Source organism: bacterium, assembly GCA_024228115.1.
Lineage (GTDB): Bacteria > Myxococcota_A > UBA9160 > UBA9160 > UBA6930.
Map to the genome: position 1 here is coordinate 1 of JAAETT010000077.1, position 26,834 is coordinate 26,834.

Here is a 26,834-nt window from a genome sequence, read left to right on the forward strand (position 1 = left end):
CGGTCGAGCCGGGAGGGCGTTCGCCCTGGGTCAAGGACCTTTCGACCCGGAAGATCTGAATCGGAATCCGGAACGGCGGGCTGCGTCGCCCCCCGGCCAAATGATCAGATTTCTACGCTTCTGAGTGAGCGTCTACAATCCTTCACGGGTGTCCCGATGATGTCCCGGGAACTGGTCGAGCATCCCGAGTTCGTCAGCCGGGACACCTCCAGCCTGGCCGGCCTCGGTGGCGGCGGGGCCGCCGTTCAGCCGGATCTCGTCGAGAAGATCGAAGCCAACCTCGAGCGCGGCCGGGCCGGCACGGGCTACGGACTCACGGAGACCTGTGGCGTGATCTCCGTGAACTCCGGCGATTTCTTCGTCGACAAGCCGGATACCGTCGGCCCAGCACTCCCTGTCGTGGAGGCAAAGATCGTCGACGAGGCGGGAAATGTGCTGCCCTGCGGCCAGGTCGGGGAACTCCTCGTACGGGCTCCGAACAACGTCCGGGGCTACCTGAACAAGCCCGAGGCAACCGCGGAAGCATTTCCGGAGGGCTGGTTTCGGACCGGGGACCTGGCGGCCTTGGATGAAGCCGGTTTCATCTCGATCCGGGACCGCGCGAAGGATATGGTGCTGCGCGGCGGCGAGAACATCTACTGCGCGGAAGTCGAAGCGGCGATCTTCGACCACCCGGCCGTGAAGGAATGCGCGGTGTTCGCCGTCCCTGACGACCGCTTCGGCGAAGTGCCTGGTGCAGCGGTCGTCTGCAAGCCCGGCGCGAGTGTCAGCGAGGATGAACTTCGCGCCCACGCGGGCGCACGCATTGCGGCGTTCAAGGTGCCGGTCCGTTTCTGGTTCCCGAGCGAAGACCTCCCGCGCAACGCGAACGGAAAGTTCGTGAAGCGGCAGCTGAAGGAGGAGCTACTCGGCAGCTGAGAAGGCCCTCTGCCTCAGCTTCAGCGACGGAAGGCGTTGGTATGCGTCTTCTTCGGGAATTCGTCTTCGGAAAGCGGTTTGGCGAGTTCTCCCGGCCGCGGTCCGATTCGTTCGACGAGTGGTGCGAGCTTTTCGAGATCGAAATCGTAGAGCTCGGCGGCATTGCCTCCGAGGATCGCGCGGACCTCTTCCTCGGGTTTGTCGTGGAAGCAATGGCGCATGGCGAGCCGGGTGTTCGGGTAGGTGCCCTCGTAGTGTGGGTAGTCGGTCCCCCAGCAGATGCGCTCGATGCCCGTTTCGTATCGGCCGGCGAGTTCCGGCGGCGAGGCCGAGCTGGCTCCGTACCAGCAGTTTCGCTTCGCGTAGAAGCTAGGCGGCTCCGGAGGCATGGCCTCCTTGGCGAATTCGAACTCGCCGACCGCGCCGCTGCCGATTCGCGACCAGAACATGTCGAGCATCTCCAGCTGTTCCGGTACCCAGCTGCAGCCAGCTTCGGTGAGGATGTAACGAAGCTTGGGGAAGCGATGGAAGATGCCGCTCAGCAGAAGGTGCCCGTAGCTTCGGGTCGAGTAGAAGGCCGTCTCGACGAGTCGGATCGGTAGAGAAATGGGCCACTTGCCGTAATCCGGGGAACCCATGCCGCCGTGCTGGTTCACCACCAGGTCGAGATCCTGGACCATCGCCCACAGCCGCTCGTATTCAGGTGAGTAGAGCGGTTGGATATGCGTGCAATCGTCCGGAACATGAGGCAACAGGATGCCTCCGCGTAGGCCGTGGTCCGCGATCCACTGGATGTCCTCCATCGCATCGTCGAGGTCGTTCAGGTAGACGAGCCCGATTCCCGTGCGCCGCTCCGGATGATCGGCGCAGAAATCCACCAGCCAGCGATTGTGCGCACGAATTCCCTGCAGCCAGAGTGCGTAGTCCTGGGGCTTGGGGTTTCCGCAGATCAGCACGCTGGATCTGAAGAATGGCGGAACTGTATTCGGGAAGATGACCTCCCCAGCCACACCCTCCGCATCCATGTCGCCAAGTCTTTCCGCATCGTCCCAGTTCTTGTGCTTCTTCGAACCGATGTGCTTCTTCTGCGGGTTCTTGTACGTCCCGCGCCACTCATCGAAGAGCGCCTTGTGCTTCTCGTCCAGGTACTCGCGATACGATTGAATGCTGGCCCCCGCATGGGCATCGGACGTAATCACTGCATAGGGCTGGGACATCGATCTCTCCTCGGCCTCATGGTAGCAGGGCGTCGTTGACCGATTTTCCCTCAGTTCGTGGACGAGAGTCGCCGGGCTACTCTTTGGCAATGGCGAAAGTCCGCGATCCGCTCACCAAGTTGCGCAAGATCGTCAACCGCTGGCCCGAGGTCTCGGAGCGTCTCTCCCACGGCGCGCCGACCTTCTGGGGCGGCAAGAAGACGTTCTGCAATTTCCACGTCGACCATCATGGCGACGAACGGGTCGCGATCTGGTGCAAGGCGGATCTGCCGACACAAGAGGGGCTGGTCGAAGCCAAGCCGGAGATCTTCTTCGTGCCGCCCTACGTGGGGCCGAGTGGTTGGATCGGGATCCGCGTCGATCGGGACGTCGATTGGTCGATGATCGAAACCATTCTCGAGCATGCCTACCGGAGCGTCGCGCCGAAGCGAGCCCTCAAACTGCTCGACGGTGAGTAGCGTGCGGCCCCTCGATTTCTCGTGGGCCGCCGACCCTCACTCAGTCGCCCAGACATTCTGCGTCAGCACCAGGCCGGGTACGCCCTTGCGCGTTCGGATCTCTTCGAAGGTTCGCTCATAGCCGGTCGATCGGATCTTCCACGCGCCATCGATCCGCACGTACTCGTCTTCGTAGAATGCAGCCCCGTGCAGCGTGAACTCATTCTCGGTATCGATCACCACGTCTTCGAGAGCCCAGATGCCCGTCGCCGTCGTTTCGCTCGTGAGCGTGATTTCGGGTTGGGTGACGCGATGGCAGGAGACGAAGCTGTCGCGGCTCATCGAGCCGGAGAGGAACTCCATGATGGCCTCGCGGCCTTGGAACGCGTATTTCCCGCCGCTGTAGGCACAGCTCGCATCCTCCGTCAGAAGCTGCTCGAGTTCGTCCCAACGCTTCTGATCCACGCAGCGCATGTATTTGTGCTTGAGCTGCTTGATCGCCTCGATGGCCTGAAGATCCAGTTGTGTCACGATGGTCTCCCTGACTTCTTCCCGACGGGGAACGGTACCATGGCTCTTCCCATCAGGAGCCCCGATGACGGATTCCCAGACGGAGAGCTGTAGAGCCCCCTGCAAGCTGATCGATTGCCCGTCCGAAGCGGATGAGCGCTGAGCCCGGCCACCAAGTTGCCCACCACACGTCCCCTCCCGCTCCTGCATCGGCTGGCGCCGAAGATCTTCTACGGCTGGTTCGTCGCGTTCGGGTGCGGCCTGCTCTCATTCGTCGTGGTCGGCATCGGCTTCTACGGCCTGGTCGTATTCCTGGATGCATTGGTGGCCGAGCGCGGATGGGATCGTGCCCAGGTGGCTGCCGCTACCAGCCTCTACTGGGTGGTGACGGGCCTCGTTGGGATTCCAATCGGGCGCGGGGTGGATCGTTTCGGTGCGCGCGGCTTTCTCCTGGCCGGCGTGTCCGTGATGGCGCTCGCGCTGATCGGGATCGGTCGCGTCACTGCCCCATGGCAGATCTTTCCCCTCTACGTGGTGCTTGCAATCGGATTCTCCCTGGCAGGCTCGATTCCGAGCGGTTCGATCATCACGCGCTGGTTCTCGGCACGGCGAGGAATGGCGATGATGCTGGCCCATACCGGTGTCTCGCTGGGCGGCATCATCCTCGTTCCCGTCTTCAGTGGATGGATCGCAGCGCATGAACTTGGAGTCGCCGTGGATCGCCTCGCGGTGATCCTGCTCCTGGTCGCCTTGCCCGTGATCGGTTTCGTCCTGCGGTCGGACCCCCGCTCGCATGGCCTCGAGGCGGATGGCGACGCGCGAATCAGAGCCGCGGAATCGCAGGCGTCCCGGCCCGGGCCCGGAACGCGATCTCAGGCCGACATTCTTCGCAGTCCTGCCTTTCGCCGTCTTGCGGCCTCGTTTGGATTGATGCTCTTCTGCCAGGTCGCATTTGCAATGCACGAGCTGGCCTTCCTTCGCGGCCGGATCGGCCCGGAGCTTGCGGCGCTCGCGGTCAGCGCGACCGCCGGCGGTAGCCTGGTGGGTCGTCTCGTGGTGGGGAGCTTCACCGATCGAATGGATCGTCGTCCCATCGCGGCGGCGCTCTTTCTGCTGCAAGCCGCCATGGTGGCGTTGGCTGCATCGGTCGAAGGCACACCCGCGCTGCTGGTGGCGGCCGCCGGTTTCGGTTTTACGATCGGAAACATCTTTCTCCTTCAATCCCTGCTCGTGGGCGAGCTCTTCGGCGCCGCTTCCTTTGGCACGGCCCTCGGGCTCCTCCAATTGGTCAGTCAGATCGCGAGCGGGCTGGGTCCCCTGGCGCTCGGCCTGCTTCTGAGCGCTCATGGTGCCTATGAGCCGGCTCTTTTCTGGTTGGTCGGCGGCGCCTGTGGGGCTGCGGGCATCGTTTTGACGATTCGGCGGCCTGAGGAGGAGGGAGGCGGGAAACGCCGGTTTCTGGGTAGCCATGACGAATAGGAGCGCGAAGCCTCCGAGGGCCGGGGCCCAGGGCGCGTCAGTGGTCAAGCTGACTCCACGTCAGCCCCGAGCCGCTCGGTTGAGGTAGTCTCCGCCACAACGGAGGTAAGAGGCATCATGCGACGTCAGCTCGCCGGCGGGATTCTGCGGCTCCTTGGATGGAGCGCAGTGGAAGGTGATCCCGTCCCGGATCGTGCTGTGATCGTGGCGGCACCCCATACTTCGAGTTGGGATTTCTTCCTCCTGATCTTGTTCGCTTGGCGATTCGATGTTTCGCTTTCCTTCATCGGGAAACACACGATCTTCTGGGGGCCGATGGGCCCGGTGATGCGCGCCTTCGGAGGTGTGCCCGTGGACCGATCCCGTCCGGGCGGGTTGGTGGGGCAGCTTGCGGAAGCGCTCGCTCGCGCAGATCGGATGAGCCTTGTGGTTCCCGCCGAGGGGACACGCGCCTGGCGGCCTCATTGGAAATCCGGCTTCTACCGCGTGGCACAGGTCGCCGGTGTGCCTGTGAGTCTTTCATTCCTCGACTACACGGAGAAGACCGGCGGCTTCGGTCCCTGCTTCGACGTAACGGGTGACATGAAGAAAGACATGGATCTCGTGCGCACATTCTATTCCGACAAGCGCGGCCGCCATCCCGCGTTGTTCGGTCCCGTGTTGTTGGCAGACGAAGAGGCGGCGCGGATCGAATGAGGACGGTCCGAGCGGGTCTGCTCCTGGCCGGAGCATTCGCGCTGATCGCCTCTCTGCAGAGCATGCCGGCCGCGGCCGAGCCAGGATCGGCTGCCAAGAGGCCCGAAGCCGAGTGGGCGCTTCACGGTCGGACCACGGACGAGCAACGTTTCAGCCCGCTCGAATCCATCCATCGCCGCAACGTCACGCAGCTCGGGCTGGCCTGGTCGGTTGCGACCGGAACGACACGCGGCATGGAAGCGACCCCCATCGTGGTCGATGGTGTCATGTATGTCACCACGGCCTGGAGCCGAGTGATCGCGCTCGACGCCGCGACGGGGGTGGAGCACTGGCGCTACGACCCGAAGGTTCCGGGATGGAAGGCTCGCCATGGCTGCTGCGACGTGGTGAATCGCGGAGTCGCCGTCTGGAAGGGTCGCGTGTATCTCGGCACCCTCGACGGACGGCTGGTCGCGCTTTCGGCCGGGACCGGGGAGCAGCTTTGGGAGGTACGCACGGCACCGCTGGACCAGCCCTATACGATCACCGGCGCGCCGCGTGTGGTGAAAGGACGCATCCTGATCGGAAACGGTGGCGCCGAGTTTGGCGTACGCGGCTACGTGTCGGCTTATGATGCCGAGACCGGGGCACTCGTCTGGCGCTTCTACACCGTGCCTGCGAGCAAGGACGGCCCACATGAGCACCCGGAGCTCGAGCAGGCGGCCAAGACCTGGTCGAAGGATTCCGTCTGGGAGTCCGGGCTCGGTGGCACCGTCTGGGATTCGATGGCCTGGGATCCGGAACTCGACCTGCTCTACGTCGGTGTCGGCAACTCGTCCATCTACCACCGGGAGACCCGAAGTCCCGGCGGAGGCGACAACCTCTTCCTCGCGTCGATCCTTGCGCTGCGCCCGGATACGGGGCGCCTCGTCTGGCACTACCAGACGACGCCCGGCGAGCAGTGGGACTACACCGCCACGCAGCATCTGATCCTCGCAGATCTCGAAATCGGGGGACGCTCGCGCAAGGTGTTGATGCAGGCGCCCAAGAACGGCTTCTTCTACGTCCTGGACCGCGCCACGGGTGAACTCCTATCCGCCGAGAAATACGTCTCCGTGAGCTGGGCGACCCATGTCGATCTGGCGACCGGCCGGCCCGTCGAACGCCCGGAGGCAACCTGGGATGACAAGGACGCGATCGTGGTCCCGTCGATCGCGGGCGGCCACAACTGGCACCCGATGTCCTACAGCCCCCGCACGGGATTCGTATACGTTCCGGCGGTCGAGTATGGCTACAGATACCTCCACGATCCTGAGTTCGCGTACAAGCCCGTGAAGTACAACACGGGCGAAGATATCGACCGGTTGGCGTCGAGCATGGAGGGCTACGAGGAAGTCGCCCTCGCGACTTGCTCGCCTACCCGCCTGCTGGCCTGGGATCCAGTCGCGGCCAGGAAGGTCTGGGAAGTTCGGCGAAGGACGGCCTTGCCGGCGGGTGTGCTTGCCACTGCCGGTTCCCTCGTGTTCCAGGGTGGCGAGCAGGGACGTCTTGCAGCCTACGATGCGCGAACCGGCGTGCGGCTCTGGGCCTCCGAGCCCGGAACACGGATCATGGCTCCGCCGATCAGCTATGCCGCGGGAGGCGAGCAGTATGTCGCGGTGGTGGCGGGCGCCGGGGGTAGCGCCGGTGGCCACTTCATCCGAATCGAGGATACGAACGAAGGCCGGATTCTCGCCTGGAAGCTCGGCGGCGACCAGAAACGGCCGGCGGCCAGCCCTCGGCGGCCCGGCAAGGTGCGGGCGCCCCAGGTCGCGCTTTCACAGGACGAAATCGCCCGCGGGCGGGGGATCTACCATCAATACTGTTTCGCCTGCCACGGCGTTGGCGTGAAGGCCAGCGGGCTCTACCCGGATCTCCGCTTTGCAACGCCAGAGGTTCACGATCGGTGGACGGACATCGTGTTGGGAGGAGTCCGCCAGGCCAAAGGCATGGCAAGTTTCGCCGACGCGCTCTCGATCTCCGACGCGGAAGCTGTCCACGCCTACGTCATTGAAAGATCTCTCGCGGAGCCGACGCTGGCGCAGCGCCTCGTAGGCTGGGCAACCGAGAACGCCTGCGTCCCCGCCAGCTGGCTGGCGGACTAACATTCCAGGAGTTGGCCCCAGGTCATCGCCGTCCGCGTCGGTGAGCTCTTCGGAGCCACTTCGCTTCTCCTGCGAAACACTCGACCCCCGGCCGAGCCATCCCGCGATGGCCGCCCCCCGCCCCGCGATCCGACACGAGAAGCGAAGCGAACCCGGGAAGCAGGGACGCCACCCGGTGGGTCCCAATCATGTTTCCGGTCGATGCTGGGCTGGAACCTGGCGGTATCCGCCTTCCGCCCGGTTGTCAGATTCAGGCTCGGGATGCGCGGCGAAGGTCGCGGATTTCGTCTCGTGCGTTTCGTAGCACCGTGCGGACCTGCTCCCGGACATCCGGGTCGTCGCAGGCGCCTACGGTTCGTACCGCTTCCTGCATCAGTCGGAAGCTGGGCCGGATCAACTCAGCGGCATCCGGGTCATGGGCATGGCCCCAGCCACCCCAATCGTCCTCTTCGAGCCGCGCCCAGATCAGATTGACCTGTTCGGCTTCGCCCGCGAGATGTTCGCGGCCCGCGTCGGTGAGTTCGTAGATGCGTCGGCCGCCTTCTTCCTCCCGCGATCCGGCCAGGCCTTGATCCTGCAACTGCTGGAGCGTCGGATAGATCGTGCCCGCGCTCGGCTGGTAGCACCCGTCCGTCCGCTCCTCGAGCAGGGTCATCAGCTCGTAGCCGTGTTTCGGGGCGTCCTCGAGCAAGGAGAGCAGTGCCAGAGACACCTCCCCTCGATCAAAGAAGCGGCCCTGCCAGGCCCAGGGCCCGAACCGAGCCCCTCGCCCTCGATGCCGTCGCCGATGATGTCGTCCAAGATGTCGATGATGATGTCGTCTCATGTATCAAAAACTATATCGTCCGATATGATTTCGCAAGGGCTATCGAGAACTCGGGTTGACCCGGGGGGTGGCCATCTGGTGAACTCCCGATCGCAGCGAACAGACTGGAGAACCCGATGCGCAAAGCGTTCATGTCCAACCAGAATCGAAACGCGACTCCCTCAGAGGACATGAGCGCCCATGCGAAGATTGATCTCCGGAGTACCGGAGCCGGCTGAAACCAGGAAACCAAGCCCGAGCGGCCGGCCGCTCCCTGCCGCGGGCCCCAGTGAAGGCCAGCTTCTGCTGGAACGGCAGATCTCGTGAGCGTGCCGACAAAGGACGTCGCCGCCGTCTATCTCCGCTGGGTCTTCCTGAGGGCGATCTTCCACCGCGGCTGGTGGCTCGTTACGAGCCTCTATCTCGTGGCCGTCGCTGATCTGTCCGCCCTTCAACTCGTGCTTCTCGGCACGGCCCAGAACTTCACCGCTCTGGCGTTGGAGGTCCCCACCGGAGTCGTGGCGGATACGCTCAGCCGGAAGGCATCCATCGTGATCGCCCATGTCCTGATGGGTGCCGGCATGTTGGCCACTGGGCTCGTGACCGCTTTTCCAGCTCTCGTCGTGACACAGATGGTATGGGGGTTGGCCTGGACGTTTTCGAGCGGTGCCGACGTGGCGTGGCTCAACGATGAACTCGACCAGCCCGGGCGCATTGCCGGCGTGCTGACTGCCAGTGCTCGGAGGGAACAATTTGGAGCGGCCGCCGGATTGGTCGGTTTCGGGGCGCTCGCCTGGGCTACGGCTCTCTCCACGGCGATCGTGGTTGCGGGCGTCGGGATGTGGCTGCTGGGATTGTTCGTCGTGGTGCGCTTCACCGAGCACGGCTTCACGCCTACCCGAGAGCATCGCTGGCAGGAGGCGGTGTCGATCTTCAGGCGCGGGGCCGAACTCGCGCGCCGCGATGACCAGATCATGGTCGTCTTCGCCGCGACGATCCTCGTGAACGGTGCCGCGGACGCATTCGGGCGTTTGTTCCCGAAGCGGCTCCTCGAGCTCGGTTTCCCCGAAGCGCCCGCGCCGATCGTCTGGCTCACGGCACTCGGACTGGTCACCCTGATGGTCGGTGCCCTTGCACTCCGCATCGTCGAGGCGCGCATCGATGGCGTGGGTGTCGCACGCCGTGTCTACGCCGCGGCCTGTTTCGTGGGCGCGCTCGGCCTGGCCATGCTCGCCCTCGCGCCCGGCGATGCCACCGGCATGGCGGGGGTGGTGCTCGTCAGCGGTATCGCATGGACCGTGACCCGTTGCGTGAGCATCATCTGGGTCAACCGGCGCACCACCAGCGACGTGCGCGCCACCGTGCAGTCCTTTCTCTCCCAGGCCGAGTACATGGGGGAGATCCTCTTCGGGTTCATGCTCGGTCTTCTTGCCCAGGCCACCAGCATCTCTCTCGCCATGCTGGCCTCGTGCGCACTCGTCGTCAGTGCCGGCCTGTGGGTGATTCGCTCGCGTCCCGACTGATTCGAGGCAATGCAACGAAGCGCCCGACCCATGGGCCCGCTTCGCTTCTACCTCAGCTTCGCAAGAACCGTGTCGGCGAAGAGCTTCGCCGGTTCGCGGGTATCCCGGCCGAAGAACTCGATCACGAACATCGTGCAGCCAAGGGCGCGGTGGCGCTCGATGCCGTCGATCACCCGCGCGGGATCTCCCCAGATGCCGTGGGCTTCGAGGCTCGCGCCCATGTGGCCGCCGTAGACCTTGTGCGCCTTGCCCAGCTGTTCCTTCGCAGTCGCCTCGTCGGGCGCTATGACGATCGTGCACTGTTGGGCGATCGTGATCTCCGCCGGATCCCGGCCTATCTCCGCACATCGCGCTCGGAGCGCTCCCACCTTGTGTTCGAGCTGTCCCTGGAAGACGGCCATGTTGTTCCAGATGTCGGCCTCGCGCGCGGCGATTCCCATCAGGATCTTCTCGCCGCTGCCTCCAATCAGGATCGCCGGCTTCTCTTCGGGCTTGGGCTCGAGCACACAATCCTTCACCTGGAAGTGCTGACCTTCGAACGTCGTGCGTTCTTCGGTCCACAGGGATTTCATGATCTGTGTCATCTCGTCGAGGGCTCGCAACCGCTCGCCGGTCTTCGGGAACCTGGCGCCGTAGCCTTCGAACTCCGCCTCGAACCAGCCGCCACCCAGCCCGGCGATGATCCGACCTCCCCCGGCGATCTGATCGATGGTCGCAATCTGCTTGGCCAACACGGCCGGGTTCCTGAAGAACGGTGGTGTGACCAGGCTGCCGAGTTTCACCTTCCGCGTGACCGCGGCAACAGCGGCCAGCAGGCTCCAGGCTTCGAGGATCGGAAGCTGGGGCATGGGGACGCCGTAGAGGTGATCGCAGACCCAGACGGAATCAAAGCCGAGTTCGTCGAAGCTCTCGGCAGCGGCTCGGGCTTCTTCCCAGCTGCGCTTGATCTGGGGAAGAGTGACGCCGAAGTGAAGCGAACGGTCCATGGAAGCGCAGGGTAGGGCGACAACTCCCCGCCAGCCAATGCTCAATCCCGGCCCCAGGCTGGCCGATAGAGCTGCCCATGCCGAGCCCTACGTCCGCGACCGAACCGCGTGCCCCGATCAGCCTGGAGGAGCTCCTCGAACAGCTCCAGTCCGCCGATCGCATCACCGCCGAACAGGCGCAGGACGTAGCGGCGCGGGAGCGCACGTTGCACAGCCAGGTGTTGAAGGAACGCTTCGGCTCCGTGCGCTCCCAGGCGGCATTGCGCTACGACGTGGCTCCGGCCGAAATCCTGACTGCGGCTCGTATTCCCGATCGCAAGGATCCCGGCAAGCGCCATTCCGAGGATACGGTTGCCGAGTTCATCGCAGAGCAGGCGGGCCTCGGCTCCGTGAAGATCTCGCCGCTCGAAGTCGATGCCAAGCTCGTCACGAAGACCTTCTCGCGTCCCTTCGCACGGCGCCACGCGGTCATCCCGCTGGCGGAGACAGCGGAGGGCGGCTTGCGCCTGGCCATCACGGATCCCCACGACAGTGTGCTCCGCGAAGATCTGGCCCAGCAGCTCCGTGTGCCGCTCGAGCTGGTCGTCTGCTCGAAGCGCGACATCCTCGGAATCATCGACCGGGTGTACGGCTTCCAGGCCAGTGTTTCCGGCGCGGAAGAGAGCCTGGGAGAAGGTGGCTTCGGCGCGGGCCTCGCTCCCTTCCTGGAGCTTCGCTCGAACGAAGAGCTGGCGGCCGCCGGCGACGAGCATGTGGTTACGGCGGTCGATTATCTCCTGAACTACGCGTTCGAGCAGCGCGCTTCGGATATCCATCTCGAACCGAGAGAATTCGACGCCGTCATTCGCTTTCGCATCGATGGCATCCTGCATGAGATCGAACGCTTGCCGATGAACGTCCACTGTGCGGTCGTTTCCCGCATCAAGGTGCTGGCGTATATGGACATCGCCGAGCGGCGGCGCCCCCAGGATGGTCGGATCAAGACCTTCCGAGCCGAGCGCGAGGTGGAGCTGCGCGTTTCGAGCCTGCTCTCGGCCTTCGGTGAGAAGGTCGTCATTCGCGTCTTCGATCCAGACGTGCTGATGACGGATCTCCAGCAGTTGGGTTTTGGCCGGGACGATCGCGAGAGCTACGAGCGTTGGATCACGTCGCCGAGCGGGCTGATTCTGGTCACCGGCCCGACGGGTTCCGGAAAGACGACGACGCTCTATTCGACGCTGCGCTATCTCGCCGGGCCCGAGATCAACATCACGACGGTCGAGGATCCGATCGAGATGGTGGATCCACGTTTCTGCCAGGTGCAGGTGCAACGTCAGGCAGACGTTACGTTCGCCAATGCCCTGCGATCGATCCTCCGGCAGGATCCTGACATCATCATGGTCGGTGAGATCCGCGATACGGAGACCGCGAACATGGCCGTGCAGGCAGCGCTCACCGGTCACCTCGTGTTCTCTACCGTTCATACCCGCGACGCGGCGGGCGCGGTTACCCGCCTGGTCGAGCTCGGCGTCGAGCGATTCCTCCTCTCGAGTGTGTTGAGAGGCGTGGTGGCCCAGCGCCTCGTGCGTTCCATCTGTCCGCATTGCGGTGTCGAGGGTTTCCTCTCTTCGAACCAGGTAGACGCGCTCGGCTTGAAGGTCCCGTTGGAGCGAAGAGAACAGCTGCGAGTGCAATGGGGCGAGGGCTGCGTAGACTGCCGTCAGACCGGCCTGTACGGACGAAGTGGTGTCTTCGAGATGCTCGATGTGGGTCGTCGTGTGCGCGGCTTGATCAATGAGGGCGCAGACGCCAATGAGATCACCCGCGCCGCCCGGGTGGAAGGCATGCAGAGCCTGCGGGAGGCGGCGATCCAGAAGCTCGCAGCCGGCGACACGCCCTTCGAAGAGGTCGTGCGGTTGACGGCGGATTCCGAATGATCTCGCCCATCGAGCAGGAGCTGAGCCTCCAGCTACGAGCCGGTTTTCGATTGATCGCTCTCGAGGCCCTGGAGGAAGAGCGCGCCCTGCGCGTGCTCGAGCGCTGCGCGCGACGGGCCGAGCGGGAGCTTCATACATGGTCTCTGGCGACGGGCTTCGGTGGAGATGGCAGTGGCGCCGGGAGCCTCGATGCCGCCATTCGGGCATTCGAAGCTCGTGAGGCACCCGCGATCTTCGTGATCGTCGATGCCCATGCCGTCCTGGGCGATCCGGTCGGCGTCCGACGTCTTCGCGATGTCCTCCCGCGCCTGGCCGAGCGGCGGCAAATCGTCGTGCTCCTCGCGCCCCTCCTTGATCTGCCGGTCGAACTCGAGCGGGAAGCGGCCCGGCTGTCGCTTCCACTGCCCGGGGCGGACGAACTGCGCAAGATGTTCGAGCGCGTGGTGGCCAACGTCCCGAATGCAGAGGCGGATTCGTCTCTGCTCGACGATTGCGTGCGGGCCGCTCTCGGCCTGACCTCAGGCGAAGCCGTGCGGGCTTTCCGAAAGGCCTGGTTGGCAACGGGCTCGCTTTCGCAGGACGCGGTCGCGGCATTGGCAGGAGAGAAACGCAAGGCGCTTCATCGCATCCCCGCGTTGACCTTCCACGATGGACCCGCGGATCTGGCGAGTGTCGGAGGGCTCGGCGAGCTCAAGAGCTGGCTACGCGAGCGCCGCCGCGCCTTCGGCCAGGAGGCCCGAGATTTCGGCCTGCCCTCCCCGCGAGGCTTGTTGCTGCTGGGAGTCCAGGGTTGCGGGAAGTCGCTTTGTGCCAAATCCGTTGCGGCCGAATGGCGCTTCCCGTTGTTACGCCTCGACCTCGCGGCTGCCTTCTCCGATCCTGCCCGAAGCCCCGAGCTCACCATTCGCGAAGCCACGGCGGTGGCTGAATCCCTGGCGCCCGTCGTCATCTGGATCGATGAAATCGAGAAGGGCTTTGCCGTCAGTGATCGCGACCCGGGGGCGTCCCGCGTGTTCGGCACCTTCTTGACCTGGCTCGCCGAAAAACAGGCACCGGTTTTCGTGGTGGCAACGGCCAACGATGTCGCTGCGCTTCCGCCCGAGCTGTTGCGCCGAGGTCGCTTCGACGATCTCTTCTTCGTGGATCTCCCTACGGAAGACGAGCGCGCGGAGATCCTGGCCATTCATCTCGCCAAGCGCGGTCGGGATCCGAAGCAATACCCGTTGGGGGAGCTCGCAGGCCGCGCTCTGCACCTTTCCGGTGCCGAACTCGAGCAGGTCGTGGCGGCTGCCCTCTATACCGCCTTCGCGGAGGGACGCGAGCTCCAGGACACCGATCTCGGGGAGGCGATCCAGGACACCGTTCCCCTGTACGAGACCTATGAAGAACGGATCAAGGAGCTGCGCAATTGGGCGCGGCATCGAGCACGTCCTGCGACGCTCGATGGGAAGGCCGTCAGCTGGTTCCAGGAGTAGGCATCGTTGCCCGCTTTCGGGCCGAGCAACGGAAACAGCGGAAAGAACGTCCCCGCCCCAGGCATCATTGCCTCGGAAACAGGCAGGCACCGACCCGATCCCAGGCAACCTCCCGCGAGGGCATGTGTCGACCCCGGCCCATTGGGGCCATCTGCCTCAGGTACGGCGGCGATCCGGTTGGCACGCCAGTTGCTCTATGCCACGCCGAGGGCACGAATTGCCCTGGGAGGATTCGACGTGGTTCGTTTGTTTGGAATCGTTGCGTTCGTAGGGCTCGTGCCTGCGGTGGCACTGGCTGAAGATACGGTGTCGCCGGGGTTGTTCACCGCCAACAATGTCTGGATGATGCTATGCGCGGGGCTGGTGTTCATCATGCACCTGGGCTTCGCAACCCTCGAGTCCGGGCTCACGCGCGCGAAGAACTCGACGAACATCCTGTTCAAGAACACGTTCATCGTGTCCGTCGGCATTCTCACCTACGCATTGATCGGCTTCAGCTTGATGTATCCCGGCGATTTCAACGGGATTCTCGGATGGGCGGGCCTGGGTATCGGTACCGATGCGGCCGGGCTGACAGCCGCCTACGCTAGTGGCGGCTACACCTACTGGACCGATTTCCTGTTCCAGGCCATGTTCGCCGCAACCGCCGCGACGATCGTCTCCGGTGCCGTCGCCGAGCGCATCAAGCTCTCGTCGTTCATGGTGTTCGCGACCTTCTTCGTCGCGATCGTCTACCCGATCGCGGGCTCCTGGAAGTGGGGTGGCGGCTGGCTCGATGGCGCGGGCTTCTACGATTTCGCGGGCTCGACGCTGGTCCACTCGCTGGGCGGCTGGGGTGCGCTGGTCGGCGCCTGGATGCTCGGGCCCAGGCTCGGCAAGTATTCGGGAAAGCGCATGAATCCGATCCCCGGCAGCAACCTGCCTCTGGCGACGGTCGGCGTCTTCCTGCTCTGGCTCGGTTGGTTCGGTTTCAACGGCGGCTCCGTCCTCTCGGCCGATCCGGCGTTGACTTCCTTCACTCTGGTGACGACGTGTCTGGCCGCGGCCGCCGGTGCGCTCACAGCCATGGTCACTTCATGGATCCTCGCCACCAAGCCGGATCTCTCGATGACCCTGAACGGCGTGCTTGCCGGCCTCGTGGGAATCACGGCGGGCGCGGATACTGTGAGCATTCTCGGAGCGGTGATGATCGGCGCCGTGGCGGGCATGATCGTCGTCGGTTCTGTCGTGATGTTCGATCGGATTCGGATCGACGATCCGGTGGGCGCCATTTCGGTTCACCTGGTGTGCGGCATCTGGGGCACACTCGCCGTCGGAATCTTCTCGACGAATCCCGAGCATACGTTAGGCGCACAGGCGCTGGGCGTCGCAGCCTACGGAGTCTTCACAGTGGCTTCGGCCCTGCTCCTCTTCGGGGCGATCAAGGCGACGATGGGCCTGCGTGTGGACGAGAGCGAGGAACTCGAAGGGCTCGATCTCGCCGAGCATGGTGGCCACGCATACGACTTCGGCGGAACGAAATCCGGTATCGCGGATGATGCCGTCACCCGGCCCACTCTTACTCGACCCGCTGCAGAGCTGGTCACCGAGCTCTAGGAGGTATCGAGATGAAGAAGATCGTTGCGATCTTGAAGCCGTTCAAACTGGACGATGCGACGACCGCGCTGCGGGAACTGGGAATCACGGGGCTCACTGTGAGCGAAGTGAAGGGTTTCGGCCGGCAAAAGGGGCATACCGAGCTCTACCGCGGCGCCGAATATGTGGTCGATTTCCTGCCGAAGGTCCGCCTGGAGGTGGCGCTCGCGGACGATCTGGTGGAGAAGGCCGCGAAGGCCCTGATGGAAGCGGCCCAGACCGGACGTATTGGCGACGGGAAGATCTTCATCGAGCCGCTGGAGGATGCCATTCGCATTCGAACCGGCGAACGCGGGGACGCCGCACTCACCTAGCTCGCGATTTCCACTTCTCTTGGGGCGGGTGACACCCCCCGAAACGCCCGAGTCGACGGAGGCCCCTCCCCGGCTCGGGCGTTCTCTATGGTTCTAGCGATGCGTCGCCTGATCTACGCGCTCTTCGTGCTGATCGCGCTCGCTTCCCTGGCGCTTTTCATGGCTTGGCGGGAGCGCGTGGTTTGGGCCCAGCGGGCGCTGGATGAAGCCCTGCGCAGGGCAGAGATTCCCGGGGCCGCCGCCACGCTCGCCGCGGTCGAGCTGGACGGGCTGCGCATTCGTGACGTGGCCCTCGGCACAGAGCCCATCTTTCGGGCGGATGAGATCGTGCTCGAGGCGCCGTGGGCAGAGCTGCGTGCGGGGCGAATTGCGGACGTGACGGTTCGCGAGGCCGAACTGCGCGTTCGGCTGGAAGCCGAAACGATCTCCGTGGGCTCCCTCGAACCTTGGCTCGCCGCGCCCGAAGACGAGGCAGCATCCGGCCCTCCCTTGCTCCCCGTCGAGCGTCTCAGCCTCGAGGACGCCAGCATCGCGGTGACCGGTGATCTCGGGCCCCTGGGTCTGGATGTAGATGGCGAGCTGTTTCTCGCTGAGCGGGGTCGCATCGAAGCAGCGCTCGGGGTGGTCGCCCGTCGCAAGGATTCGCTCATCGCCGGCCATCTGGAAGCCACGGCGGTTCATGGAGACGCCGGTTGGCAAGGGCAGGGCGCGCTGCGGATTCCAGAGACGACGATCGATTCGACCTGGCTCTCCCTCGCACCGGGGGTCCGGGACACGGTTCTGGGCATCCGCGGCCCGGCCGCCGCCGACATCGCGTTCGACCTCGGGAGCGAGGGCATCAGGGCGCGGGCGAATCTGGCCCTGGCGGGCATCGATCTGCGGACGCCCTGGGGCCGCATCGAAGGGATCCACGGCACCCTGCAGGTGGACGGCCCGGAGCCGCTCTCCACGCCGCCAGGCCAACTCCTGGCGATTCGAAGGATGGACGTGGGCTTGCCGCTTCTGGAGGGCCTGATCGAATTCCAGCTCTTTCCCGATGGAGCGATCGACGTCCAAAGCGCGATCTGGCAATGGGCCGGGGGCACGCTTCGGGCGGCGGGTGCCCTCCAACCCGACGCGGAGGCGAACGAAGTCACCCTACAAGCGGAAGGGCTCGAACTCGAACTTCTCCTCGAACAGGCGCAACTGGAGGGGCTCACAGGCAGCGGGAAGCTCGCGGGAACCCTGCCGATCTTCCAGGAGGGCGACCAGATTCGCATCGAAGGCGGGCGCCTCGCAGCCACCGGCCCAGGGCGGGTCCGCCTGGCGCCAGGCGCCGTGATGGGAGCGGCCGCTCGCAAGGGCAGCCAGCTGGAACTGGTTCTCGACGTTCTCGAAGATTTTCGTTTCGAGGAGCTTTCGATGGATCTCGACGGAGACACACGCGGCGAACTCGATCTGGGCGTCCATTTGAAAGGCAGCAATCCGAATTTCGAGGGGGGTCGAGCCGTCGAATTCAATCTGAACCTGGAAGCACGTCTGGCCGATCTCGTCCGGACGGGACTTACCGCCTATCGTTTGCCAGACAAGATCCAGGAGCGGCTCGATTCGTTTCGGGCCGCCCAGGAGGATTCGCCATGACCCGGCCGTACATACCTGCGCTGCTGGCGCTGCTCGTCTGGGGGGGCCTGGGCTGCGCTCCGACGGTGCAGGTAAAGGCTCCCGAGGAGCCCATCGTGATCAACTTGAATGTGAAGATCGAGCACGAAGTTCGCGTCAAAGTGGACAAGGAACTCGACCAGGTCTTCGAAGAAGAAGAGGATCTCTTCTGATGCTGAACTTTTCGATCAACCGACGACGAACTCTTGGCTGGATGCTCGCTTTGGCAGGCTCCGCGCTCTTGCTTTCGACGGCCGCCTGGGCCGCCAGTGAGCTGGATGCCGCGCGGGATACCGGCGTCGTGGGGGAGCGGCGCAATGGCTACATCGGGCTGGTCGTGAAGAACCCGACCGACGAGCAGAAGGCCCTGGTGAAGCGGATCAACGCCGGCCGACGTGCGCAATACAAGAAGGTGGCCAAGAAGACCGGCGCGACCGTTGAAGAGGTCGCCGCCCTGACGGCTGAGCGCCTGATGCGCGAGGCCAAGTCCGGCCACTACGTGCAGGCAGCCGACGACGGCTGGGTCCGAAAGCCCTAGCCCTCCGATCGGGCGAGCCCATTTCAGGGGTAGTTTGCCCACATATTCGATGCGCCTTCAGATCGGCCCCCGAATCGCCGATTCACGTGCCGCATGCTACTGCCCTGGAGTCACGAATCGACGGAGTTGCGCCGTCGTCCCTGGATCACGCTCACCCTGATCGCGATTTGCGTGGTGGTCCTGGTCGGTAGCCAGAGCGACCCGGCTGTCCAGCAGTTCGATCGGACACTCGGCGAGGCCCATGATTTCTGGCAGAGCCATCCCTACCTGGAGCCGGGTGAGCTGCTGGCCTCCCATTTCGGCGATGACGGCGCCGATGCACGGATGGAGTTCCGTGCCGACCTCAAGGCGGGCCGCGTTCCGATCCCGGTCTCTGCGGTCGAGGCGGAGCAGCGCGATCTCGATGTGCTCACTGCGCACGCGGAGGCCGCCCTCGAGCGCCACGTCTGGTATCGCTTCGGACTGGTGCCGACGGCGATCCGATGGCAGGGCGTGCTGGGACATATGTTCCTGCACGCAGGCTGGGCCCACCTGCTCGGGAATCTGCTCTTTCTCTTCCTGACCGGGCCGTTCATCGAGGATCGCTGGGGTCGCTCCGTGTTCCTGATGTTCTATCTCGGTGCCGGGGCGACGGCTGGGCTGGTCTTCGCCTTCCAGAGCCCGGAGATGACGAGCCCGTTGGTGGGGGCGTCGGGTGCGATCGCAGGCGCCATGGGCGCATTCCTCGTCTTGTTCGCGACGGTCCGCATCAAATTCGCCTATTGGCTGGGCTTCTTCTGGGGGACGTTCGCAGCACCGGCCTGGTTGCTGCTGCCGCTCTGGTTTGCCGGCGAGCTGGCGACCGCACGCCTGATGGACGTCGCAGGGGCGAGTGACGGAGTGGCCTACTGGGCGCACGTCGGGGGCTTTGGCTTCGGCGTGTTGTTCGCTGCTCTGATGCGGCTCTGCGGTGTCGATGCCTGGATGCAAGCACGCACGGAAAGACGGGTCGCCAAGAAAGCAGAGGTGTCAGAGCCCCCGGCCGATGCACTTCCGAACAGCCTGGCACCCAAAGCTCCCGCTGCCGCCTCTCTGGGCCGCCTCTGGACCGCGGTTGCAAAGGTCGATCGGTCTTCCGCACTCCGCGAGTGGGCTGAGGTGGTGAAGACGGGACCGGCTGTCGTGGGTGGCGATGCGGATGTGACGTTGCGTCTCGCCGGCTGGCTGGCTGCGACGGGTCAACAGGCGGCGGCCTGTAGCATGCTGGCAGAGCTTCTCCCGCGAAGCGACGCCGTGGTCGCTGCCCGCATCGCCGGAGCCGTCCGTCGCATCGATCCGAAGCTGGCCGCCCGCGCGCTGCAACAAGCTAGCGCGGGGGCCTCGCCGGATTCCGGTCCGACGACGATCGGGAAGGTCGCGTTGGCTCAGCGCCCTGTCGCCGGAGCTGCGGTGCCGCCCGCAACCGCCGAAGCATCCTCTCCCGTCGATCCCCCGGCTCCGCCCAAGCAGGTCGACGAAGAGGATCTGGATCTCTTCGAGACCGATGCGGTCGATCTCAGCAAGGACGATGAGGCCTGGGCCGAGGCCGACCTGGATGTCGATCTCGGAGCGCCCGGAAGCCACGCTGGCGAATCCGGCGACGAAGCCGAGTTATTCGATTCCGACGCTTTCGATTTCTCCGAGGAATAGCGAGCGCAGCGGGTACCCGAAGGGTGGGTCGGCCGGGCGGTGTCAGGAATCCCGGCCGGATCGAAGCGGGCTTTGTGGGCCTGCTGCGAAGCAAACCGAATGGCTTTCTCGCTAATCTGATCCGTCCATGCGTGAACGGGTCTTCGGAATCGAGACGGAGTACGCGGTCGTCTATTTCCCGGCCCGCGGCGAGGAAGGGCGTCCGACGAACCTGTCCTTGTATCCGCTCTTCGAGGGGCAGTTGGCCTTGCGGGTTCCCAGTGTGCCGCGGACGCTCTCGCTGCTGCGGGCCAAGCCCGGACGCTTCCTGGCCAATGGCATGTCCTTCCACTACGAAGCCACGCCTCACGCCTTCGAACACGGACTCCTCGAGATTGCGAGTCCGGAGTGCCGGGATCCCTTCAGCTTGTTGGCCCACGAGCGAGCCAAGGACGAACTGGTCGAGGCGCTTCGGATCGATGTGAATCGTGATCTTCGGGAGCGGGGTTGGCGCGGCGAGGTGCGGATCTTCAAGAGCAACGTCGACGCCCACGGCCATACGTTCGGCTCCCATGAGAGCTATTGGATCGACGATCCCCTGCCCGCCCTGAACCGGCTGGCATTGGCCCCGCTCTGGCTGTTGCTTTGGTTGGCGACTCTGCCCTCGTTGCTCTGGCTCGTGGGCGTGAGTCTGATGATGTTGTCGGCTCCGCTGCTACTGCTCCTGCTGCCTCTTCTGGCGAGCGGCATCCGTCTGGCCGCACGTGCCATGCGGGGCGTCTGGCCCGATGTGGCGCAAGCCTGGCGGCGCGCGGCCTACCGTCTGTCATCCGTACCGATTCGAATGGCGGCCCGTCTTCAGGCCGATCCCGGGCTTCTTGCGCGGCATCTCGCCTGGATCGATTGGCCGATCCGACCCTTCATGCACCTGCACGCTGCGTTCGCGCGCCGGTTCTTCTTCCGGCCCACCATTCGGGGAGCCATGGCTCACCTGGTGACACGCACGCTCTATTGCGGCGCCGGGCGCCTCGTCTTCGATGGCCAGAATCCCTTGCATTGCAGTCAGCGTGCGGAGTTCATGCGCGTGCCGGCCCACATCTTCACCCATGGTGAGCACCGCCCGCTGGTCGAGCTGCGCGATCTGTTCTTTCGCCCGTGGAGTGCCTTTGGTCGCTATCGGAGGTTGCACCTCATGTTGGCCGACGCCACGCAATGCGATCAGGCGAGTCTTCTCCGGATCGGAACCACGGCGCTCGTGCTCGAAGCCATCGAATCCCTTCCCGAGGCGCCCTGGCCCGAGCTGGTCGATCCCGTGGCCGGCTTGCGCGCTCTGAGCCGCGATGCAGACGCGATGCTTCGGCTTCGCGATGGAACGAAGGCGAACGCGCTCGAGATCCAACGACAAGTGTTGCAGCACGTTCGTGAGCGCGTGCCGGGGATCACCGAAGACTGGAAACGTGACGTGCTCGCCCTCTGGAAGGAAACGCTCGATCAATGGGAGCGCGACCCTGACGCCCTGGCGGATCGGGTCGATTGGATTGCCAAGCGCAGCCTGCTGCGACGCGACTGCGCCTCCGTCGAGGATTGGAAGCGCCTCGCCACTCAGGGAAGGCATCTGCTCGCCGCCGGCGCTTGCGACGGTGAAGAGGAGAGGCTGCGGCAGCTGGTCTTTCGAATGCTGCGCACGGACCTCCGCTACCATGACCTCGGGCCGCGCGGCGGGCACCGGCGGTTGCGCGGCCGTGGTCGGGTACGCGAATGGGTGGAGGCGGACGCCGTTACCCGCGCGCACGCCCATCCGCCCGCGGACACGCGGGCCCACGCCCGCGGGCTCGCCATCCGAGAAGCGCTGGCGGCTTCCGTGCCGGGAGCGGCCACCTGGCATCGGGTACGTGTCGGTCTCTGGGATTGGCGTTGGCTCCTCGACCCGTTGTCCCCAGGCCCGGGCGTCAGTCTTCTCGGCAAGCGTCGACGAAACCACGGAAGAGTCGGGACCGATTCGTCCCCCTGAGCTTCTCCGGATGCCACTGCACCCCGAGCCGGAGCAGCGGGCCTTCTGCCTCGATCGCTTCGATGATCCCATCCGGCGCATGAGCCGCGACCCGGTAGCCCTCACCGGGCTCGGCTACGGCCTGATGGTGCAGGCTGTTGACTTCGGCCGGTGCGTCGCCGAGCCACCGTGCGAGCTGGGTGCCGGCCTGAAGCGTGATGCCGTGGCGGCCGTCCCGCTCGTCGAGCCGGTGGGCTCCTGCGTCTGGCCGGTCGACCGGAATGTGATGATGCAGTCTGCCACCCGCTCCAAGCGCCATCAGCTGCATGCCGTAGCAGATGCCGAGTACCGGCAGGCCGCGCTCCAACGCTGCTGCCAGGAGTGCGGAGTCGAAGGCTCTTTGCTCGGGTTCGACCAGGCTGAATCGAATCTCGGCCGGGTAGGGCTGGGCCGGCGGGAAATCGTCGCCGCCCGGGAGCAAAAGGCCGTCGATCCCCTCCAGTGCGGCTTCCGGCGAGGCCGGCAGCGGTAGGTAGCATGGCGTGCCTTCCGCCTCGGCCACGGCCACGGCGTAGGCTTCGTCGATGTAGTGGTAGCGACGGCCGGGCCGGATTTGATCCGCTGCGTCGAGACAGAGCGGGATACCGATGCGCGGCTGGGCCATGGGGCCAGACTAGCCGAGAGACCTGTGCGAACATCCCGCCTTCCGGAACAAGGAGGATCGCCGTGGCCATCCAGGTGGGCGACCAGCTTCCCTCGCTGAAGCTCAAGATCGTGACGTCCGCCGGCCCGGCCGATGCCACGACGGAGGAACTCTTTTCCGGCAAGAAGGTCGTATTGTTCGGTGTGCCAGGAGCCTTCACCCTGGTCTGCTCTTCCCAGCACCTGCCTGGCTACATTCGCAACGCCGGGGCCCTGCGGGCCAAGGGTGTCGACCGCATCCTGTGCTTGTCGGTGAACGATGTCTTCGTGATGGAGGCCTGGGCTCGAGACCGGGGTGCGAGCGACGCCGTTACGCTGGTCGCGGACGGCTCGGCAGAGTTCACCCGCGCTGTGGGCCTGGACTTCGATGCCAGTAGCTTTGGCATGGGGACCCGCTCCCAGCGTTACGCGTTGGTGGCCGAAGATGGTGTGGTCACGCATCTGGGCATCGAGACCCCGATGAGGTTCGACGTTTCAAGCGTCGAGGCCATTCTCGCCGCCTTGTAAGAAAGGCCTCGACCGCCGGGCACCGAAGACTGCGGGCCAAGGAGATGCCATGACAGAACTAGGCGACGAACGCTACGTGAGCCTCGGCACCTTTCGGAAATCCGGAGTCGAGGTTCGGACAGCCGTGTGGATTGCGCAGAGCACGACGGGGGAGGTCCTCTACGTCTATACCAACCGGACATCGGGCAAGGTGAAGCGCATCCGGAATGGTGCGCGGGTACGCCTCGCGCCGTGCACCGCTTCCGGGCGTGTCACTGGAGACTGGACCGAAGCCAAGGCCCGCATGCTCGAGACTCCGAACGAGCGCGACCTGGGGCTCGAGGCGATCATTCGGAAGTACGGATTGCAGATGCGGCTGGCTCTCCTCGCCTCGCGACTCTCGGGACGCTACGCCGACCGGGCCGTCATCGAAATCCAGGTGGGCGCTTAGGGGCGCAGACGGCCCGTGACCGGATCGGTCACGGTTACGCAGTAGCCTGTGGACATCACGGGGGTAGGGTTGGGCGACTCGTTCGAGGCGGAGGCGGTACCGCGGACACCGGCCGCGCACATCGTATCGGCCGGGGAGGTCGTTGCGGCGCCTAGCGCACGCGCGGCCGAAGATCGGCTCGTGGTCGAGGTCGTGAGCCGAGCCGACGCCGCCGTTCGTACGCCCGGTGGTTTGCTGCGGCACATACGGGTGATCGTGCCCTCGGCCAGTCTTCGCCAGCATTTTTCTGCCCGGCTCGCCCAGGAGCGGCCGGCACTCCTCGGAGTGGTGGTCCAGACGCTCGCCTCGGTCGCCCAGCAGTTGGCGAACTCGGGCCGGGGCGAGGCCCCCGTGGCGGATGGCGATCTGCTGTTTCCGGTGCTGGTGCAACGCGCTGCGGCTGAAGAGCCAGAACTGCTGCGCGAGCTGCGTGAGCCGTCCGAGGGTGATGGCGCGTTGGTCGGGGTCGTGCGGGACTTGCTCGATGCGGCTTTTCTTCGGCCTCATGAGGAAGGTATTGGGGAGCGGTTGGCAGAGGTCTCGACCGGCCGCGTGCGCGCACGGGCCGAGGCCGTCGTGCGGGTTGCACGGCGGGTGCTCGTGGCCTGCGAAAACGGCGGGCTGAGGCCGCGATCGGCGGTCTTCCTCCAGGCAACCGAGAGGCTCGAATCCGAAGGGCCGGCGGCATTGCCCTCGAGTGCAGTCTTCATCCATGGAGTCGCAGACGCGACCGGCGTCGCCAGCGAGTTGATCGTGGCGTTGGTGCGGGTTCTCGGGGCGCAGCTCTGGCTTCCCATGCCAGGGGATCCCGCACAATTCGTCGATCCCTCCCCCCCGGCCAGGCCGGGGCCTGGGCATCGTTTCACGGAGCGGCTGCGAGAACGCCTTGGCGAGCCTTCTTTCGTCGAAGAAGGCCCGGCCTCGGAATCAACGATCCTGAGCCTCCAGCGCGCCCAGGGCGCCAGCGCAGAAGTGCGAGCAGCTGCTGCGCGCATCCGAGGGCTGCTCGAGGCCGGTGCGATTCCCGAGCGCATCGGATTCGTCGCGCGGGATCTCGACGGGTACCGCTTGGCGATCTCCCGCGAGTTTCGCGCGTTGGGCATTCCCTTCTCCGGTGGCCTGGGTTTCGCCACCCACGAGAGCCGCCGTGTGCGGGCCTTGTTGGGCCTGCTCTCCACGGGTGACGGGTGTGTCGTCGATCTCTGGCTCGATGCGACGGATCGTTTCCGCGGGGCCGAACTCGGCGATCTTCGGTTGGGCCTCCATGGTCTCGGCATCGGGCGGCTACGCGATCTCGCCGCTCTCGATCTCGATGAGCGACTCGGCGAGCGCAAGGTTCTTCGATTGCCTTCGGTGCGCGGGATCGCCGACGATGAAGGATGGCTTCCCCCGCTCAACCCTGAGGCCTCGGCGCCGCCAGGCTCCAGGCGATTGAGACGGCGGACGGTCTCCCGGGAAGCGCTGGCCTGGGCGGTGGAAGCCGCCGGCGCCACGCTGCGCTGGCTCGAGTTGGCATTCGAGCCGCGCAGCTTGGAGGCACAGCTCGGCCGGATCCAGGAACTGCTCGCAGGTCCACTTGGCTGGGGAGAGACGACGTCCGGTGCGAAGACGGTTGTGGCCGCCACCCGGGATCTGGTGGCACGGGTTCTCCCCGGATGGAACTTCGACGGGCCCGAGGTTGCGCTTCTGCTCGGCCGAATGCTCGAAGGCGCCGGCAAGGCAGAGTTGGGCGGTGCCGGCGCCGGCGTGCAGGTGTTGACCGCCATGGAAGCCCGGGGGCGGAGCTTCGATCTGCTCTTCCTGGTCGGCCTGAATCGCGATGTGTTCCCGCGTCCCGTCGGAGAAGACCCGCTCCTGCCGGATTCGCTCCGTCGGGCCCTCCTTCCTCTCTTGCCATCCATCCCGGTGAAGAGCCGCGGCTTCGATGAGGAGCGGCATCTGTTCGCCTGGTTGTGCTCGGCGGCACCGGAGGTCGTTCTCTCCTGGCAGGCGGTCAGTGAGGATGGCAAGGAGCGGGCACGGTCGCCGTTGGTCGAGCGCATCCTGATCGCGCACCCGACGCTGCCCGTACTGGATGCGTTGGCACCCATCGAGGCGGAACTCAGCATCCGACCCCTCCAGGAGCATCTGCAATGGGCAGCACTCCGCGGCGGAATCGGGGCACAAGGAGCGCTCATGTGCGCGCTCGATCCGGCGCGGGGTGCTGCGCGCATGGCGGTACTGGACGAACTCGAGGCGCGAGGCGAGCGCTGGCAACGGCCCGGTCCGTACTCAGGTTTTGTTGGAGCGGATGCCACACGCCTCCAGGGGCTGTACGTCACACGCCTCGAGGGTCTTGCGCGCTGTCCCTGGCAACATTTCCTGGAACGCAGCCTGGGCCTGGAAGCGGTGCCTGATGCGATCGCCGCGCTTCCCGATACGAGCCCGGCGCTGCTCGGAAACGTCGTTCACAATGTGCTGGAAGCCGTCGTCGCTCTTTCCGGTGTGCCGACGCGAGTGTCGCTGGCAGGTCAGCTGGCCGCTGAGCCACGATCCGTCGCCTGGCCGGCCCCTGCAGAGCTCGACGCCTTGTTGAAGAACGCAGCTCGCGAAGCGGCTTTGGACGAGGGCATCGTGCTGCCCGCCTTCGCCCATTTTCTGGCGCGCCGGGCCAGGCCGATCCTCGAACGGATCGCTGAACTCGAGACCCAGGGCGGTGTGCTGCCGGCTGTCATCGGTGCCGAACTGGAGGCATCGCTTTCAGTCACCGGGCCCGGCGGCGTCTCGGTCGAACTGGGATTTCGCGCTGACCGCGTCGATCGAGAAGAGCGGTCGCTCGTGTTGGTCGACTACAAGACGGGCAAGCCCTTCACCGATGCGAAGGGGGCTTCGACGCGGCAGCGACATCTGATCACTGGGATTCGTGAGGGCCGCCGCCTGCAGATCGCTGCCTACGCAGCGTTCGAGGCGGACAACCTCGCGACCGAGGGACGTCTGGTATTCGGCCAGCCGGAGGCAGAGGACGAACACGCTCAGGTGAACCTCGAATCCGGGAATTCGGAGGCGCGTGCGGCGTTCGATGAAGCCGTCGAGGTCCTGCTCGGCGCCCTCGGCTCTGGCGCGCTTCCGCCCAGGCTGTTGGATGCCAAGCTCACCGACGAAGCTGGGCAATGCGCGTATTGCGAGCTGAGCCAAGCCTGCACGCGGCGTGATAGCGGGGCCAGGCGTCGATTCGCTTCCTGGATTGCGAGCGACGGGGGATCGGAAGCCGAGCGCGCGGCTCGCGCAGTCTTCAACCTCGCGATTGGCAAGGCATGAGCCGGTCCATGG

Annotated in this window: 23 protein-coding genes; 18 read left to right on the forward strand and 5 right to left on the reverse strand. The window is 65.3% G+C overall.

The window, feature by feature from the left end:
- Positions 1–918 (forward strand): long-chain fatty acid--CoA ligase (locus GY937_04375; GenBank protein ID MCP5055945.1); only part of this gene is annotated, 918 nt, incomplete at its 5' end.
- A 20-nt stretch (positions 919–938) separates the two neighbouring features.
- On the opposite strand, the gene GY937_04380 is transcribed toward GY937_04375, so the two are convergent.
- Positions 939–2,135 (reverse strand): amidohydrolase, encoded by a 1,197-nt coding sequence (locus tag GY937_04380; protein ID MCP5055946.1) that lies wholly within the window; start codon positions 2,133–2,135, stop codon positions 939–941.
- 89 nt (positions 2,136–2,224) lie between these two features.
- Between GY937_04380 and GY937_04385 the strand changes: the two genes are divergently transcribed.
- Positions 2,225–2,593, forward strand: coding sequence for an MmcQ/YjbR family DNA-binding protein (locus tag GY937_04385; GenBank protein MCP5055947.1), 369 nt, complete (start codon positions 2,225–2,227; stop codon positions 2,591–2,593).
- A 36-nt stretch (positions 2,594–2,629) separates the two neighbouring features.
- Here GY937_04385 and GY937_04390 read toward each other — a convergent pair whose 3' ends face one another.
- A complete protein-coding gene (locus tag GY937_04390) occupies positions 2,630–3,103 on the reverse strand; it encodes a nuclear transport factor 2 family protein (protein ID MCP5055948.1) in 474 nt (157 codons plus the stop codon).
- Between the two features lie 156 nt (positions 3,104–3,259).
- Between GY937_04390 and GY937_04395 the strand changes: the two genes are divergently transcribed.
- The 3 genes from GY937_04395 to GY937_04405 all read left to right on the forward strand — a co-directional run bounded on the left by GY937_04395 (position 3,260) and on the right by GY937_04405 (position 7,380).
- Positions 3,260–4,561: an MFS transporter gene (locus tag GY937_04395; GenBank protein ID MCP5055949.1), complete on the forward strand. Its 1,302-nt coding sequence runs from the start codon at positions 3,260–3,262 to the stop codon at positions 4,559–4,561.
- A gap of 117 nt (positions 4,562–4,678) precedes the next feature.
- A complete protein-coding gene (locus tag GY937_04400; protein MCP5055950.1) occupies positions 4,679–5,257 on the forward strand; it encodes an acyltransferase in 579 nt (192 codons plus the stop codon).
- Complete coding sequence (locus GY937_04405) at positions 5,254–7,380, forward strand: PQQ-dependent dehydrogenase, methanol/ethanol family (protein ID MCP5055951.1); 2,127 nt, start codon at positions 5,254–5,256, stop codon at positions 7,378–7,380. Before GY937_04400 ends, GY937_04405 begins: the two co-directional genes overlap by 4 nt.
- A 250-nt stretch (positions 7,381–7,630) precedes the next feature.
- Here the strand turns inward: GY937_04405 and GY937_04410 are convergent, their stop codons facing one another.
- Positions 7,631–8,092 (reverse strand): helix-turn-helix transcriptional regulator, encoded by a 462-nt coding sequence (locus GY937_04410; protein MCP5055952.1) that lies wholly within the window; start codon positions 8,090–8,092, stop codon positions 7,631–7,633.
- 416 nt (positions 8,093–8,508) lie between these two features.
- Here GY937_04410 and GY937_04415 point away from each other — a divergent pair, with 416 nt between their 5' ends.
- The gene (locus GY937_04415) at positions 8,509–9,708 is read left to right on the forward strand and encodes an MFS transporter (protein ID MCP5055953.1); all 1,200 of its coding nucleotides are present in this window, start codon (positions 8,509–8,511) and stop codon (positions 9,706–9,708) included.
- 47 nt (positions 9,709–9,755) lie between these two features.
- On the opposite strand, the gene GY937_04420 is transcribed toward GY937_04415, so the two are convergent.
- Positions 9,756–10,694 carry an LLM class flavin-dependent oxidoreductase gene (locus GY937_04420; GenBank protein MCP5055954.1) on the reverse strand — a complete coding sequence of 313 codons (939 nt, stop codon included), beginning with the start codon at positions 10,692–10,694 and terminating at the stop codon, positions 9,756–9,758.
- A gap of 77 nt (positions 10,695–10,771) precedes the next feature.
- Between GY937_04420 and GY937_04425 the strand changes: the two genes are divergently transcribed.
- The 9 genes from GY937_04425 (at position 10,772) to GY937_04465 (ending at position 21,868) form a co-directional block, all read left to right on the forward strand.
- Entirely contained in the window at positions 10,772–12,610 is a 1,839-nt protein-coding gene (locus tag GY937_04425; GenBank protein ID MCP5055955.1) for a type II/IV secretion system protein, read from the forward strand.
- Positions 12,607–14,085, forward strand: coding sequence for an AAA family ATPase (locus GY937_04430; GenBank protein ID MCP5055956.1), 1,479 nt, complete (start codon positions 12,607–12,609; stop codon positions 14,083–14,085). Before GY937_04425 ends, GY937_04430 begins: the two co-directional genes overlap by 4 nt.
- A gap of 342 nt (positions 14,086–14,427) precedes the next feature.
- The gene (amt, locus tag GY937_04435; GenBank protein MCP5055957.1) at positions 14,428–15,681 is read left to right on the forward strand and encodes an ammonium transporter; all 1,254 of its coding nucleotides are present in this window, start codon (positions 14,428–14,430) and stop codon (positions 15,679–15,681) included.
- A gap of 11 nt (positions 15,682–15,692) precedes the next feature.
- A complete protein-coding gene (locus tag GY937_04440) occupies positions 15,693–16,034 on the forward strand; it encodes a P-II family nitrogen regulator (protein MCP5055958.1) in 342 nt (113 codons plus the stop codon).
- A 99-nt stretch (positions 16,035–16,133) separates the two neighbouring features.
- A complete protein-coding gene (locus tag GY937_04445) occupies positions 16,134–17,654 on the forward strand; it encodes a hypothetical protein (GenBank protein MCP5055959.1) in 1,521 nt (506 codons plus the stop codon).
- Positions 17,651–17,845 carry a YnbE family lipoprotein gene (locus GY937_04450; GenBank protein MCP5055960.1) on the forward strand — a complete coding sequence of 65 codons (195 nt, stop codon included), beginning with the start codon at positions 17,651–17,653 and terminating at the stop codon, positions 17,843–17,845. Before GY937_04445 ends, GY937_04450 begins: the two co-directional genes overlap by 4 nt.
- A complete protein-coding gene (locus GY937_04455; protein MCP5055961.1) occupies positions 17,845–18,210 on the forward strand; it encodes a YdbL family protein in 366 nt (121 codons plus the stop codon). The genes GY937_04450 and GY937_04455 overlap by 1 nt, the downstream gene beginning before the upstream one ends.
- Before the next feature lie 93 nt (positions 18,211–18,303).
- On the forward strand, positions 18,304–19,878 hold the full coding sequence (locus GY937_04460; protein ID MCP5055962.1) for a rhomboid family intramembrane serine protease: 1,575 nt from the start codon (positions 18,304–18,306) through the stop codon (positions 19,876–19,878).
- 127 nt (positions 19,879–20,005) lie between these two features.
- Entirely contained in the window at positions 20,006–21,868 is a 1,863-nt protein-coding gene (locus GY937_04465) for a hypothetical protein (protein ID MCP5055963.1), read from the forward strand.
- On the opposite strand, the gene GY937_04470 is transcribed toward GY937_04465, so the two are convergent.
- Positions 21,807–22,511 carry a gamma-glutamyl-gamma-aminobutyrate hydrolase family protein gene (locus GY937_04470; protein ID MCP5055964.1) on the reverse strand — a complete coding sequence of 235 codons (705 nt, stop codon included), beginning with the start codon at positions 22,509–22,511 and terminating at the stop codon, positions 21,807–21,809. The two genes, GY937_04465 and GY937_04470, sit on opposite strands and share 62 nt — an antisense overlap.
- Between GY937_04470 and GY937_04475 the strand changes: the two genes are divergently transcribed.
- The 3 genes from GY937_04475 to GY937_04485 all read left to right on the forward strand — a co-directional run bounded on the left by GY937_04475 (position 22,385) and on the right by GY937_04485 (position 26,822).
- Complete coding sequence (locus GY937_04475; protein ID MCP5055965.1) at positions 22,385–23,056, forward strand: peroxiredoxin; 672 nt, start codon at positions 22,385–22,387, stop codon at positions 23,054–23,056. The two genes, GY937_04470 and GY937_04475, sit on opposite strands and share 127 nt — an antisense overlap.
- A 49-nt stretch (positions 23,057–23,105) precedes the next feature.
- On the forward strand, positions 23,106–23,486 hold the full coding sequence (locus GY937_04480) for a PPOX class F420-dependent oxidoreductase (GenBank protein MCP5055966.1): 381 nt from the start codon (positions 23,106–23,108) through the stop codon (positions 23,484–23,486).
- Positions 23,487–23,555: 69 nt separating this feature from the next.
- Positions 23,556–26,822, forward strand: coding sequence for a hypothetical protein (locus GY937_04485; GenBank protein MCP5055967.1), 3,267 nt, complete (start codon positions 23,556–23,558; stop codon positions 26,820–26,822).
- Positions 26,823–26,834 lie beyond the last annotated feature (12 nt).